A 13,874-nucleotide genomic window follows, 5' to 3' on the forward strand; every position below is an offset into this window, starting at 1 on the left:
CAAACCGCCTACTGGCAGCGAAGAGGCCTTGAGGCACTCCGCCCCTGTGACTGCCACAGTCTTGCGCCATCGCATTTGGCCGTCAACACCGAAAAGCCGAATCGGCAAAATGTGATCGATTGTCAGGAGTACGTTCGATCTTTGTTCTTTGCGCTTGCCGATATTCATAAAAGGCGGTTAAACCCGGTGACAGCATCCCTCGACGCGACGACGAGAATGCCTACATAGTGGATGGCCGGGCAAACCCGCCTATCCGAGATATTCCAGACTGAGGCGGCGTACCGGCGATGGCCGACCACAAATATATTTCCGTTCGCGGCGCACGCGAGCACAATCTCAAGAACATCGACATCGACCTGCCGCGAGACAGCCTGATCGTCATGACCGGCCTGTCCGGGTCAGGCAAATCCTCGCTTGCCTTCGACACGATCTATGCCGAAGGGCAGCGGCGCTATGTGGAGAGCCTGTCAGCCTATGCCCGGCAATTCCTGGAGATGATGCAGAAGCCGGATGTCGATCAGATCGACGGCCTGTCGCCGGCCATCTCCATCGAACAGAAGACAACCTCGCGCAATCCGCGTTCGACTGTCGGCACGGTCACCGAAATCTACGATTACATGCGCCTGCTGTTCGCCCGCGTCGGCGTTCCCTACTCGCCGGCGACCGGCCTTCCCATCGAAAGCCAGACCGTCAGCCAGATGGTCGACCGTGTGCTGGCGCTGGAGGAAGGCACGCGTCTTTACATTATGGCGCCGATCGTGCGCGGTCGTAAGGGCGAATACCGCAAGGAACTTCTGGAACTTCAGAAGAAGGGTTTTCAGCGCGTCAAGATCGACGGCAGCTTCTATGAGATCGCAGAAGCACCGACACTCGACAAGAAATACAAGCACGACATCGATGTTGTCGTGGACCGCATCGTGGTCCGCGCCGACCTTGCTACCCGGCTCGCGGATTCCATCGAGACGGCGCTGAAACTGGCTGACGGGCTCTGCGTCGCCGAATTCGCCGACCGGCCGCTGCCACCGGAGGAAACGGCCGAGGGCGGGGCTGCCAACAAATCAGCCAACGATACGCATGAGCGTATTCTGTTCTCTGAAAAATTTGCCTGCCCGGTGTCTGGCTTTACCATTCCTGAAATCGAACCGCGCCTGTTCTCCTTCAACAATCCGTTCGGCGCCTGTCCGACATGCGACGGCCTGGGCAGCCAGCGCGCCATTGATGCGTCTTTGATCGTGCCGGACGACAATCGCACCCTGCGCGACGGCGCCGTCAGCCCATGGGCGAAATCGACTTCGCCTTATTATTCGCAGACGCTGGAGGCACTGGGAAAAGTTTACGGCTTCAGGCTGGGCGATAAATTCAGGGAGCTTTCCGACGAAGCCAAGAACGCCGTTCTCCATGGCACGGGCGAGCGCGAGATTGCGTTCAATTACGACGACGGCCTGCGCTCCTACAAGACGACCAAAACCTTCGAGGGTGTAATCCCGAATCTGGAACGTCGCTGGAAGGAAACGGAATCCGCCTGGATGCGTGAGGAGATCGAGCGATTCATGTCGGCGACCCCTTGCCCGGCGTGCAATGGTTATCGGCTGAAACCGGAAGCGCTGGCGGTGAAGATCGCCGGCAAGCATATCGGCGAGGTAACGGAGCAGTCGATCCGTAAGGCTAACGAATGGTTCGCCGAACTGCCGGCTCAGCTCAACGACAAGCAGAACGAGATCGCCGCACGTATCCTCAAGGAGATCCGCGAGCGGTTGCGCTTCCTGAACGATGTCGGGCTGGAGTATCTGACCTTGGCGCGCAATTCCGGCACGCTGTCGGGCGGCGAAAGCCAGCGTATCCGCCTCGCCTCGCAGATCGGATCCGGCCTCACCGGCGTGCTCTATGTACTGGACGAGCCTTCGATCGGCCTGCACCAGCGTGACAATTCCCGCCTGCTCGATACGCTGAAGCATCTGCGCGACATCGGCAATACCGTGATCGTCGTCGAGCATGACGAGGACGCCATCCTGCACGCCGATCACGTGGTCGATATCGGCCCAGCCGCCGGTATCCATGGCGGAAAAGTGATCGCGCAAGGCACGCCGCGCGAGATCATGGCCAGCTCCGCATCGCTGACCGGTAAATATCTGTCCGGCGAATTAGAAGTGGCGATCCCCGCCGAGCGCCGCACGGGAAAGAAAGGCCGCCGTATCAAGGTCTCCGGTGCGCGCGGCAATAATTTGAAGAACATCACCGCGGAAATTCCGCTCAGCACCTTCACCTGTGTTACCGGCGTATCGGGTGGCGGCAAGTCCACCTTCCTGATCGAAACGCTGTTCAAAGCGGCGTCACGCCGTATCATGGGATCGCGCGAGCATCCCGCCGAGCATGATCGCATCGAAGGGCTGGAATTCCTCGACAAGGTCATCGACATCGACCAGAGCCCGATCGGCCGCACCCCGCGTTCCAATCCGGCCACCTATACCGGCGCGTTCACGCCGATCCGGGACTGGTATGCCGGGCTGCCCGAGGCCAAGGCGCGCGGCTATCAGCCGGGTCGCTTCTCCTTCAACGTCAAGGGCGGGCGGTGCGAAGCGTGTCAGGGCGACGGCGTCATCAAGATCGAGATGCACTTCCTGCCGGACGTTTATGTGACCTGCGACGTCTGTCACGGCAAGCGCTACAATCGCGAAACTCTGGACGTGATGCTCAAAGGCAAGTCCATCGCCGACGTGCTGGATATGACGGTGGAGGAAGGCGTCGAGTTCTTTTCCGCCGTGCCTGCCGTGCGCGACAAGCTGGAAACATTGAAGCGGGTCGGCCTCGGTTACATTCACATCGGCCAGCAGGCGACGACGCTTTCGGGTGGCGAGGCACAACGCATCAAGCTCGCCAAGGAGCTGTCGCGCAAGGCCACCGGCAAGACGCTTTATATTCTCGACGAGCCAACCACTGGTCTGCATTTCCACGACGTCGCCAAACTGCTCGAAGTGCTGCACGAACTGGTCGAGCAGGGCAATACGGTAGTCGTGATCGAGCACAATCTCGAGGTTATCAAAACGGCAGACTGGGTGCTCGACCTCGGCCCTGAAGGTGGGGACGGCGGCGGCGAACTGGTCGCATCCGGAACGCCCGAAGATATCGTGGCCGAACCGCGCAGCTACACCGGCCATTTTCTCAGGGAGTTGCTCGAACGCCGGCCAAAAGGCAAGCGCGAAGCCGCCGAATAAGTTTCACTTGAGCGAAGCTACACTCAGCGTGTGGCCGCACAGAGACGCTTGAAAACTGCGCGACGATCCGTCGTATCTTGGCAATCGGGAGGACAGGATGAGCAAACAGGGAACGATCCGCGCCGGCATGGGCGGCTGGACCTTCGAGCCATGGAATGCCGCATTCTATCCCGAGAAATTGGCCAAGGCCAAGCAACTCCAATATGCCTCACGACAGGTGCCGAGCATCGAGGTCAACGGCACTTATTATTCCAGCTTCAAGGAACCCACTTTCTTCAAATGGGCGAAGGAGACGCCCGACGATTTTGTTTTCTCGCTCAAGGGAAACCGCTTCGTCACCAACCGCCGGGTGCTCGGTGAAGCCGGTGAATCGATGATGCGCTTCCTGGAATCGGGGGTGGCCGCACTCGGCGAGAAGCTCGGACCGATCCTGTGGCAATTTATGCCGACCAAGAAATTCGACCCGGACGATTTTGAAGCCTTCCTCAAGCTTCTGCCGGAAAAGCAGGACGGCGTAAAATTGCGCCATGCGGTCGAGGTACGTCACGAATCCTTTGTGGTCCCGGAATTTGTCGCCTTGGCGCGCAAGCATCAGGTCGCAATCGTCTATGCCGACCATGCCAAATACCCGGCCATCGCCGACATTACCGGCGATTTCATCTATGCACGGCTGCAGACCGGCAAGGATGACAATCCGGACTGTTATACGCCGAAGGCACTGGACGAGTGGGCGGGTCGCGCGCGGGAATGGGCGGCGGGCAAGGCACCAGTTGACCTGCCGCACGCCGATCCTTCAACCGAGGCGCCGGTCAAGCCGCGTGACGTGTTTGTCTATTTCATTACCGAGGGCAAGGTCCGGGCACCCTTCGGCGCCATGGCGCTGATGAAACGGGTGGCCGGCTGATCGAGCCTGGATCGGATGATCCGGATAAAAATGGCGATCCCGGCAGGATTCGAACCTGCGACCATCGGCTTAGAAGGCCGGTGCTCTATCCGGCTGAGCTACGGGACCGCAAACCGGGCGCTGAACTCACAACCTTAATGAGTCCAGGGCGTGCGGCGGTCATAGCGGAAATTGTCCGCATATGAAATCTGCCGGCGCCTGGGTTCCTTCGGCTCATCAAGCCGATAGGCAACTCCGTTCTTTTCCGCGTAGGCTATCGCCTCCTCGCGCGTGTCGAACGTCAGCCTTATCTGGCTTTTCATGTCGCCCGACGACGTATAACCCATCAGCGGATCGATCTTCCGGGGCTGCTCGGGATCGAATTCGAGCACCCAGTAACCGGTTTTGGACCTGCCGGACTGCATGGCGGTTTTCGCGGGGCTGAAAATGCGGGCAGACATGGGAACCTCGTAACAGCTTCGACGGCCAGAGCCGTCCTTGCTGCTTACTGTGCAAACGGGCTCGCGGCAAGAGCAGCGACAGTTCCTTTCGCCGAGCGACACGTTTCCGCCTTCCATGCCCGTTCAACCGACAAGAAGCAGCCATGCGGGCAGCATCGAACACCCGCTCCGGCGGCGTGGCGCCGGCAGGTCTGTCAGAGGCGATGAAATCGCGGTCGAACCCGCGGAAATGTCGGCGGCGCGCGCTTCAGGATGTGTCGGCGGATTCCTCCAGCGTCCAGAAAGCCAGGCCGTGCACATCCTTGAGGATCTCATGGACCTCATGGCCCGAAACCTTGTGGCCATCTCGGCGACTGCCGCCGGGCGGGCGGCCGGGGCGCAGCGGCCAGATGCGCCGCGCAGGGCTGGCCCGATGGCTGATCTGCACCGCGCGTGCGGCATTGCGGGATGCTTGCCAGCGCGCGAAGCGCCTCGCCTGCGCCGGCAGATTGTCCAGCGCGCGGCCGAGCGCGTCAAGACGCAGCGCCAGACGCCTTGCGTCAACCGCATCGTCGGGCGATGAGGGCCGACGGAGTGCAATAGGGAAAGGCCGGCTGAAACCGGGCACCGAGATGCGCGGCACCCCGGCCGGGGCCGGCCGCCTGCGGCTGTTCCACGCCGGCAGCGGATCGAGCAGCGGCAGGCAAAGGCTGCGCGGTTTGGGCGATGGCTCCGTGCCCGCCTGCCCCGCGCCTGCTGCGTGGCCGGCTTTCGGCTGCGGCTTGCGCGGCTTTGCCGGCGTCACCACCAGCCCGCGCGCGGCAATGATGACAAGCCGCCGCGCCGCCGCCTCGGCCGGGCGCAACAGCCGCAGCACGGCGCGGTAGAGATGGCGCGGCAGCAATAAGCGGTAGTCGGCGGTTGGCGATGGGCAATCGGGAACAGCCGGGCCAGTGGCGGCTTGTTCCTGTCCTGCTTCCGCCTGCCGGTGGGCGACTGCCGATTGCCGGCCTTCCAACCCAGCCATGGCGACGAGCCCGGCCAGGACGCGCTTCAGCGCCCCCGGTTGTTCTCGATTGCCGCCTGCCAGTCCATTGCCGCCTGTTTCTCCGTCAGCCCGAAAATAGCGGCGACATTATCGCGCGCAGGCCGGAGGCGTGGATAAGTTTTTATTTTGGCGTCAACCGGCAATGAGCGTGAGCCGTGAGGCTGCGCTGTGTGGTGCGTCCTTCGAGGCTCGCTGCGCTCGCACCTCAGGATGAGGACCGGCGTGCGTTGCGGCAAGTTGCTCGGCGTCGTCCAGGCCGCGCATGAAGAGCAGATAGCTGATCTGCTCGATGACCTCGAGCGATCGGCGATGCCGCCGGCCCATAAGGCGTTCCGGTCCTGATCGATCTTCGAGCGAAGTTCCCCTGTGGTCATCCCCCGCTCTTGGCAAAACAAAAAAGGCGGCGCCGGAGCGCCGCCCTTATCTGGTGCAGACTGGCTGCTTGTTAACCGCCAGACCACGATCTCTGAAGTCGTTACAATAACGGCTGATCGGCCGCCGTCAAGCGGCTGGAGATCTGGTCCAGCGGCAACCATCTAACTTTGGGAGAGTGCAAAGACATTACCCCAAAAGTAAGTTTTTACCGTGAAAGGCGGGAGCGCTCCCACGTGGGCAGGTTTGGACCCTTTCCCCGGTTGAGTTTGGAACCCCAACCCGAATCACGATGATGAAGTCGATATAGGTCTCCAGTTTGACCGTCAAATATTAGATGAGGCATAATATTGGAAGCAGGTTGTTCAACGATGATTCGACTCTTTTGCATCCTGCGGTAAGGTGTCGTGGGGCAGAACAATCGAGGCGGGAAATCATGCGTTGGAGGCTTGGGGCCGATCTCGGCACGAATTCACTTGGCTGGGCAGTCATCGAGCTGGACGATGACGACGTGCCTATTCGCGTTGTCACCGCCGGTTCGCGCATCTTCAGCGACGGCCGAGACCCGAAATCGGGCGCGTCGCTCGCCTTCGACCGGCGGGCAGCGCGCGCCATGCGCCGGCGGCGTGATCGCTTCAAACAGCGCCAGGCGGCGCTTCTCAAGCATCTGGCCGATGCCGGCTTCTTTCCGGCCGGCGAGACGGAGCGCAAGGCGCTGGAGGGGCTCGACCCGTTCGCGCTGCGCGCCAATGCATTGCGGGAAAAGCTGCCGCTGCACCATCTCGGGCGCGCTCTGTTCCATCTCAATCAGCGGCGCGGCTTCAAGAGCAACAGAAAGGCTGATCGCGGCAAGAACGACGACAGCGGCAAGATCAGAGTGGGCGTCGGCCGGTTGCATGAGGCCATGCGAGACGCCGGCGCCGAGACGCTGGGCGACTATCTGCACGGCCGGCGCGCGGCTTCGGCCGATCCCAACACGATTACAAGCGTGCGCACGCGTTTGCGCCCCGAAACCGGTGAAGGCGCGCGCGGCGATGGCTACGATTTCTATCCAGACCGCGCGATGCTTGAGGAGGAATTCAAGCTCATCTGGGAACGGCAAGCGCCGCATCATCCCGAGACGCTGACGCCGGAAAACGAAAAGCGCTTTTTCGAGATCATCTTTCACCAGCGGCCGCTGAAGCAGCCGAAGATCGGCATGTGCACGCTGACCGGCAACGAGCCGCGGCTGCCGAAGGCGCATCCGCTGTTCCAGCGCCGCCGGCTTTTGGAAGAGATCAACGCGCTGAGAATCGTTAGGGCCGGCGCCAACCCCGAGCCACTGACGCTGGAGCAGCGCAATCTGCTTTATGTCAGGCTCAAGGACAAGAAAGTCGTCTCGTTCGATACCCTTCGCAACAAGGTGTTGAAGCTCGATCCCGACGTCCGTTTCAACAAGGAGAGCGAGAACCGCAAGGACATCAAGGGCGACGAGGTCGCCGCCGAACTTGGCGCCAAGGCGCGCTTCGGCACGCTCTGGCAGCATCTTTCCGACGAAGCGCGATGCGAAGTGGTGTCGCGCATCCGCGAACAGGAGAGCGACGAGGACGAGGCGATGCTGCTCGCTTGGCTGCAAGAGACGCACAAGCTCGCGCCCGAACAAGCACGCGCCACCGTTGGTGCGCGGCTGCCCGAGGGTTACGGCCGCTTCGGCGAGACGGCAACAAAGAAGCTGATCGAGGCACTGAAGGCCGAGGTCATCGTCTACAGCGAGGCGGTGGAGAAGGCTGGGCTTGGGCATCATTCGGACAAGCGGACCGGCGAAATCTTTACCGACGCGAAGGGCCGGCCTGCCCTGCCCTATTACGGCGTGCCACTGGAACGGCAGATCATGCCCGGCACCGGTGACCCGGCCGATCCGGAGGAGATGCGCGTCGGCCGGCTGACCAATCCGACCGTGCATATCGGCCTCAACCAGCTTCGGCGCGTCGTCAACGCTCTGATCAGGCGCTACGGGCCGCCGGAGCAGATCGCCATCGAACTCGCACGCGAACTGAAGCTCGACGACAAGCGCAAGCAGGAGATCAATGCGAAAAACCGGCAGAACCGCGATGCGGCGGTCAAGCGGTCGGAAAAGCTTGGCGAAATCGGCATTGCCGACAAAGGCGCCAACCGCGCCCTGCTGAAGCTGTGGGAAGAGCTCAATCCCGCTAACGTGCTGGACCGGCGCTGCGTCTACACCGGCACGCTCATTTCCATCGACATGCTGTTCTCGGGGGCGGTGGAAGTCGATCACATCCTGCCCTTCAGCGCCACACTCGACGATTCCAACGGCAATAGGCTGTTGTGCATGCGTGAGGCGAACCGCGAGAAGCGCAAGCGTTCGCCGTATGATGCTTTCGGGCATCGTACCGACTGGGAAGAAATCGCCGCCCGCGCCGCGCGCCTGCCGCGCGAAAAACGCTGGCGTTTCGAGCCGGACGCCATGTCGCGCTTCGACGTGCAGGGCGGCTTCATCGCGCGCCAACTCGTCGACACGCAATATCTGTCGCGCCTTGCTCGGGAATATCTGAGCTCGCTCCATCCGGACTCCGGCGAGGGCAGCAGCCATGTCTGGGTTTCGCCCGGCCGACTGACGGAAATGCTGCGCCGAAGCTGGGGCCTGAACAGCGCGCTGCCGGATCACAATTTCGGCGGCGGCGCCGATCAGCCCAAGAACCGCAAGGATCATCGTCACCACGCCATCGACGCGATGGTGATCGCCGTCACCGATCGCCGCCGGCTGATGGAGATCGCGCGCGAAGCGGGTCAGCACGGGCACGAATCTGCCAACCGCATGACGTCCGATCTTTCGGAGCCTTGGGAAGGTTTCAGCGACGAGGTGCGCGAGGTTGTGCGCGGTATCGTCGTCAGCCATCGCCCCGATCGCGGCACTGCCTCCAAGGCCGGGCTGCCGAAGGGACATGACGCCACGGCCGGCCGCCTGCACAACGAAACCGCCTATGGGCTGACCGGCGAGAAGGACGAAAAGGGCAACGCTATCGTCGTCCATCGCGTGCCGCTGACGGCGCTGAAGAAGACCGACGACATCGACGCCGTGCGCGACCCCGACCTGCGGACGGCCCTGCACGAGTGGACTTTCGGGCTCGAGGGCAAGGATTTCGAGGCGCGGTTGCGCAAGTTCCCGGAACTCGGTCCCCTGCCCTTCCGCAACATCCGCCGCCTTCGCGTCGTCGAGCCGCTTTCGGTCATTCCCATCCGCGACCGCGACGGCCGCGCCTATAAGGGCTACAAGGGCGATTCCAACTACCGCTATGACGTTTGGGAGATGAAGGACGGCAAATGGCAGGCGGAAGTGGTGTCGATGTTCGATGCGCATCAACCGGGCTGGATGTCGACGGTCAGGCAGCAGAACCCGACCGCGAAGAAGGTGCTTTCGCTGCATCGCGACGACCTAATAGCCGTCGAGCCGCACGGAACGCTGGAGCTGGTTCGGGTCGTGAAGTTCTCGGAGAGGCAACTGGCCCTAGCCCCGCCGAACGAGGCCGGCGCGCTGAAGGCGCGCGCAGCCGACAAGGAGGACCCGTTCAACTATCTCTATCCATCACCAAACACCCTGAAGTCATGGAAGGCGCGGCAGGTGCGGATCGATGAACTGGGCCATGTATCGGACCCGGGTTTTCCTGCCCGCAAGGCAAAGCGGCGCAAACGCGCCAACTTGGTCGCGGCGAAATAGGCCGTGCGATGGAACGGATCGTCGACATCGCCACCGACGGCCGCCACCTCTCCGCCTATCGCGGTTTCCTCGTCGTCAGCGAGGAGCGGGTTGAGGTCGGCCGCGTTCCGCTCGACGACGTTGCCGCGGTCATTGTCCACGCCCATGGCGTAACCTAGACGACCAATCTGGTTGCAGCCCTTGCCGAGCGCGGCGCGCTGCTGGTGCTGTGCGGGTCCAATCACGCACCGGTGGCTGTCTGCCTGCCGCTGGACGGACATCACGGGCAGAATGCGCGCATGCGCGCGCAATGGAACGCCAGCAAGCCGCTCGCCAAGCAACTCTGGCGTGAAATTGTGGTGGCCAAGATCCGCTGGCAGGCCGCTGCGCTGGAAGCAGAAGGCGTCGAGGCCGGCGCCTTTGATATGCTGGCGCGGCGGGTGCGCTCCGGCGATCCAGACAATATCGAAGCGCAGGCGGCACGGCGCTATTGGCCGTTGCTGATGGGACCGGACTTTCGTCGCGACCGCTCGGCGGACGGCATCAACGCCCTGCTCAACTATGGCTACACGGTGCTGCGCTCACTGGTCGCGCGCTCGGTGGTCGCGGCCGGCCTGCATCCGTCGATCGGCATCCATCACGCCAATCGCGGCAACGCGTTCGCCCTGGCCGACGATCTTATCGAGCCGTTCCGGCCACTTGTCGATCTGATGACAATAAAGCTGACCGCGAAGGGATATTCCGAAGTGTCCGCCGACGTGAAACGTGCGTATGCCGGCTTGATCGCACTCGACCTGCCGGGAGAAGACGGGACCACCACCGTCGCGATGGCGGCAACATATCTATGTCAATCGCTGGCGCGCAGTTTCGAAACGGGAAAGGCGTCGAACCTCAACCCACCGCGCCCTCCTTCGGCGATCGAACTCGCCGGATTGGGAGCCACCGTCACGTGAGCCTCACCCAACTCAGCGGGTATCGTCTGATGTGGATTTTTGTCATGTTCGACCTGCCGGTAACGACAAAGGCGCAAAGCAAGGCGGCCACGAAATTCCGCCAGTTCCTGCTTGATCAGGGCTTCGAAAAGAGCCAGTTTTCGGTCTATGCTCGATTTTGCAACGGCAAGGAACAGTTCGAGACGTATATGCGGCGAATCGAGGACAACCTGCCGGACCGAGGAGATGTCCATGTCCTCACTTTTACGGACAGGCAATATGAAAACATCGTCCGATTCTCCGGCCAACGGCGCAGGAGGCGAAGAAAAAACCCCGACCAGCTTGCTCTTTTTTGAAGCCAGCAACGATTTGTGGCTTATTGCCGGGGCGGGTATCTCGTTTCTTCTCAACAAGATACCCGCCCCGGGATTGTAGCCGTTCAGAGATCGTGGTCCAGCGGCAACAAATCTTCGGCCTTGGCCTTCAGGGCATCGATTGTAGCCGTTCAGAGATCGTGGTCCAGCGCCGCCTTACGAATCCCGATTATCTCAACCGCATACGGATAACGCTGATTCCGTTTTGCAAAAGAAAAGTCTTTCAGCCCCTTGCGCTCAAAGCCTTGTTCTTCTAGGGGTTTGCCGGCCTCGGAGTGTAGCGCAGCCTGGTAGCGCATCTGGTTTGGGACCAGAGGGTCGGGAGTTCGAATCTCTCCACTCCGACCATTTTTCGATTTTCTCGTTTGACCGGCATCGAGCCGCAGGCAGCAGGGCTGCGCGCCTACAGGGTGAACTCGCCCTGCCCTTCATCCATTGCATTTATGGTCTCGGCGGCAAGCGCGCGGGTGATCCGGCATTGTTGCTCCAGCGCGATCCGGTCAAGTCGTTCGACCACCCGCATCGCCGTCGCCAGCGAGCGCTCGATGCGCCGGACGAGATACTGCACGACATGCGGCTCCACCGCCACCTGACGATCGGCAAACAGCTTGGTGATGACGCCCGCAAGCAGAAAATCGTCCGGCTCGTGTATCTCGACGGTCGCCGCCGCCTTCAGGCGCGAGGCGAGATCAGGCAGGGTCACACCCCAGGCGGCAGGGAACCTTCGCGCGGTAAGCAGCAATTGGGAGCCCGCAGCCTGCACCGCGTTGATCAGGTGAAACAGCCCCTGCTGATCGATCGGCAGCGCATCGACATCGTCGATCAGGGCCGGCCGGTGGCCAAGACCTTGCAGGGCTTTTTCCATCTCAAGGCCCCCCACCGGGAAGGCGCCGGCCAGTTCACACCAGATCGAAGCCAGATGCGTCTTGCCGCAGCCGGCAGGCCCCGCCATGATGACAACCGCCGAAGGCCAATCCGGCCAGCCGTCGACCAGCGCCGCCGCCTGCTCATTGGAGCGCGAGACAACAAGGTCGTCACGCGAATAGCCGATGCCGCCCGCAAGGTCGAACGGCAATTGGCGCGGCTTTTCGGCATATCCGGTCATCGGTCGCGGCTATCCGGCTGCGGGGTACGCGCCCGGCGGGCGGCTTTCACCGTCGGTCCCGCTTCAGCGTGCCCTCGATAGAGGGGCGACTCCAGATAGCGCGCAATGGCGAAGCGCACCAGCACGGCAATCGCGGCAGCGGCGGGAACGGCGATCAGAAGACCGACAAAGCCAAACAGCGCGCCGAAGGCGAACAGCGCGAACATCAGCCAGACCGGATGCAGCCCGACGCTCTTGCCCACCAGCTTCGGCGACAGGATATTGCCTTCGATGAACTGGCCGATGAAAAACACCGCGGCCACGGCAACGACCATCATCCAGTCGGGCCAGAACTGCACGAAGGCGACGCCAACGGCCAGCACCAGTCCGGTCAAGGAGCCGACATAGGGAATGAAGCTGATAAGACCGGCGAACAGCCCGATCAGAATGCCGAAATTCAGGCCCGTGAGCGTCAGGCCGATGGCATACATGGAGCCGAGGATCAGGCAGAGCGTGCCCTGCCCGCGCACGAACCCGGCCGTCGCCGTGTTGATGTCGGTCGCCAGAGCGCGGACGGTCTCGACATTGTCGCGCGGCACCCAGCTATCGACGGTGGCCACCATGCGGTCCCAGTCGAGCAGCATGTAGAAGGCAACCACCGGCGTCACCACGAACAGGCTGACGACGGAAACCAGCGCCACGCCCGATGTCCAGATCGACGTGAAGACCGTGGTGAGAAAGCTGAAACCCGATGTCAGCAGGGAATTGAGCCCGTCGCGCAGGCTGCTGGCATCGACACCGAACCTGCTTTCCAGCCATTTCGGGTCGAAACTGGTGATCAGGGTTTGCAAGCGTGTCAGATATTCCGGCAGCTTGCCGACGAAATCGGCAAGCTGGGTCGCAAGCACCGGCACGAGGATGACAAAAGCCAGCACCAGAATGACGATGAAGGCGATCAGGATCACCACGGTCGCCATCACCCGCGACAGGCCGAGCCGTTGCAGGCGGTCCGCCACCGGGTCGAGGAAATAGGCCAGCACCATGCCCGCTACGAAGGGCAGCAGGATGTCGCTGAATATGTAAAGGAAGAGCGCAAGGATAAGGGCGCCGGCCAGCCAGAACGCTGCGGGGCGCCACAATACCGTCGCAGCCGCGGCATCGGCGGCGTCATTGTCAGGTGCCGGGGGTGCTGCCTTCGCCATAGCCGTTCATGTGCCTCAGCCAAGCCACGAGATAGGCTGCCGCGGAAGCGACGGTCAAGAGCCCGCAGGTGAATATAAGGATCGGACGCACAGGTCCGAGTTGGATGCCGAAGGCAAGTTCCCCAAGTACGACGGCCGCCAGCACGATCTGGACGGCCGTGTTGGCCTTCGAAACCAGCAGCGGCTTCATCTCGACCGGATGGCTCATGACGCTCGACAGGATGACCGCGCAGATGATGAGCGCATCGCGTGAAACGACGGCGATGACCAGCCACAGCGGCAATTCGGAGATGAGGCCCAGCACCACGAAGACACTGACCAGAAGCAGCTTGTCCGCGATCGGGTCCAGATAGGCGCCAAGACGGGATTGCTGGTTGAACTGGCGGGCGATGAAGCCGTCGACGCCATCGGAAACACCCGCCGCGACAAACCCTGCAAATGCCCATTCCCAGCGCGCTTGCAGCATCGCCAGCACGACGCCCGGCACCAGCAGCAGGCGCAGGATGGTGATCAGGTTAGGGATCGTCACATTTCTTCCCATTGTTTCAATCGCCTGAATGCGTAAGCTCGCAAATTACCACAATAGGAGCGCCGCAATAGCCGTCCACCGCTTTGTGGAGCTTGCAAAGCTCC

The 13,874-nt window shown here is 62.0% G+C and carries 13 protein-coding genes and 2 tRNA genes; 7 read left to right on the forward strand and 8 right to left on the reverse strand.

What is annotated here, in order from left to right; genetic code table 11:
• Window positions 1–287: 287 nt before the first annotated feature.
• The gene (uvrA, locus tag BFN67_RS23315; RefSeq protein ID WP_080921848.1) at window positions 288–3,212 is read left to right on the forward strand and encodes an excinuclease ABC subunit UvrA; all 2,925 of its coding nucleotides are present in this window, start codon (window positions 288–290) and stop codon (window positions 3,210–3,212) included.
• Window positions 3,213–3,309: 97 nt separating this feature from the next.
• A complete protein-coding gene (locus BFN67_RS23320; RefSeq protein WP_080921849.1) occupies window positions 3,310–4,116 on the forward strand; it encodes a DUF72 domain-containing protein in 807 nt (268 codons plus the stop codon).
• Between the two features lie 31 nt (window positions 4,117–4,147).
• Here BFN67_RS23320 and BFN67_RS23325 read toward each other — a convergent pair.
• The 4 genes from BFN67_RS23325 to BFN67_RS24610 all read right to left on the reverse strand — a co-directional run bounded on the left by BFN67_RS23325 (window position 4,148) and on the right by BFN67_RS24610 (window position 5,907).
• Window positions 4,148–4,224: transfer RNA gene (locus BFN67_RS23325), tRNA-Arg, on the reverse strand.
• Window positions 4,225–4,250: 26 nt separating this feature from the next.
• Entirely contained in the window at window positions 4,251–4,556 is a 306-nt protein-coding gene (locus BFN67_RS23330; protein ID WP_080921850.1) for an ETC complex I subunit, read from the reverse strand.
• Window positions 4,557–4,803: 247 nt separating this feature from the next.
• On the reverse strand, window positions 4,804–5,562 hold the full coding sequence (locus tag BFN67_RS23335; protein WP_245295387.1) for a hypothetical protein: 759 nt from the start codon (window positions 5,560–5,562) through the stop codon (window positions 4,804–4,806).
• A gap of 153 nt (window positions 5,563–5,715) precedes the next feature.
• Window positions 5,716–5,907 (reverse strand): hypothetical protein, encoded by a 192-nt coding sequence (locus BFN67_RS24610; protein ID WP_080921851.1) that lies wholly within the window; start codon window positions 5,905–5,907, stop codon window positions 5,716–5,718.
• Window positions 5,908–6,391: 484 nt separating this feature from the next.
• Between BFN67_RS24610 and cas9 the strand changes: the two genes are divergently transcribed.
• The 4 genes from cas9 to cas2 are packed head-to-tail and all read left to right on the forward strand — an operon-like array spanning window position 6,392 to window position 10,937.
• Window positions 6,392–9,670 (forward strand): type II CRISPR RNA-guided endonuclease Cas9, encoded by a 3,279-nt coding sequence (gene cas9, locus BFN67_RS23345; RefSeq protein WP_080921852.1) that lies wholly within the window; start codon window positions 6,392–6,394, stop codon window positions 9,668–9,670.
• 8 nt (window positions 9,671–9,678) lie between these two features.
• Window positions 9,679–9,828, forward strand: coding sequence for a hypothetical protein (locus tag BFN67_RS25025; protein ID WP_245295388.1), 150 nt, complete (start codon window positions 9,679–9,681; stop codon window positions 9,826–9,828).
• Between the two features lie 9 nt (window positions 9,829–9,837).
• Window positions 9,838–10,602 (forward strand): type II CRISPR-associated endonuclease Cas1, encoded by a 765-nt coding sequence (gene cas1, locus BFN67_RS23350; protein ID WP_280951359.1) that lies wholly within the window; start codon window positions 9,838–9,840, stop codon window positions 10,600–10,602.
• A 29-nt stretch (window positions 10,603–10,631) separates the two neighbouring features.
• On the forward strand, window positions 10,632–10,937 hold the full coding sequence (cas2, locus tag BFN67_RS23355; protein ID WP_080921853.1) for a CRISPR-associated endonuclease Cas2: 306 nt from the start codon (window positions 10,632–10,634) through the stop codon (window positions 10,935–10,937).
• A gap of 149 nt (window positions 10,938–11,086) precedes the next feature.
• On the opposite strand, the gene BFN67_RS24440 is transcribed toward cas2, so the two are convergent.
• Window positions 11,087–11,254, reverse strand: a complete 168-nt coding sequence (locus BFN67_RS24440) for a hypothetical protein (protein ID WP_158083558.1) — start codon at window positions 11,252–11,254, stop codon at window positions 11,087–11,089.
• Between BFN67_RS24440 and BFN67_RS23360 the strand changes: the two genes are divergently transcribed.
• Window positions 11,227–11,303 (forward strand) — tRNA-Pro (locus BFN67_RS23360). The two genes, BFN67_RS24440 and BFN67_RS23360, sit on opposite strands and share 28 nt — an antisense overlap.
• A 55-nt stretch (window positions 11,304–11,358) precedes the next feature.
• Here BFN67_RS23360 and hdaA read toward each other — a convergent pair.
• From hdaA to BFN67_RS23375, 3 genes are read right to left on the reverse strand one after another with little or no spacing between them, the layout of a single operon-like run.
• Complete coding sequence (gene hdaA / locus BFN67_RS23365; protein WP_080921854.1) at window positions 11,359–12,060, reverse strand: DnaA regulatory inactivator HdaA; 702 nt, start codon at window positions 12,058–12,060, stop codon at window positions 11,359–11,361.
• A complete protein-coding gene (locus tag BFN67_RS23370) occupies window positions 12,057–13,241 on the reverse strand; it encodes an AI-2E family transporter (RefSeq protein ID WP_080921855.1) in 1,185 nt (394 codons plus the stop codon). Before BFN67_RS23370 ends, hdaA begins: the two co-directional genes overlap by 4 nt.
• Window positions 13,213–13,770, reverse strand: coding sequence for a CDP-alcohol phosphatidyltransferase family protein (locus BFN67_RS23375; protein ID WP_080921937.1), 558 nt, complete (start codon window positions 13,768–13,770; stop codon window positions 13,213–13,215). The genes BFN67_RS23370 and BFN67_RS23375 overlap by 29 nt, the downstream gene beginning before the upstream one ends.
• Window positions 13,771–13,874: the final 104 nt, after the last annotated feature.

The sequence above is a fragment of the Manganibacter manganicus genome (assembly GCF_002075885.1).
GTDB lineage: Bacteria > Pseudomonadota > Alphaproteobacteria > Rhizobiales > Rhizobiaceae > Mesorhizobium > Mesorhizobium manganicum.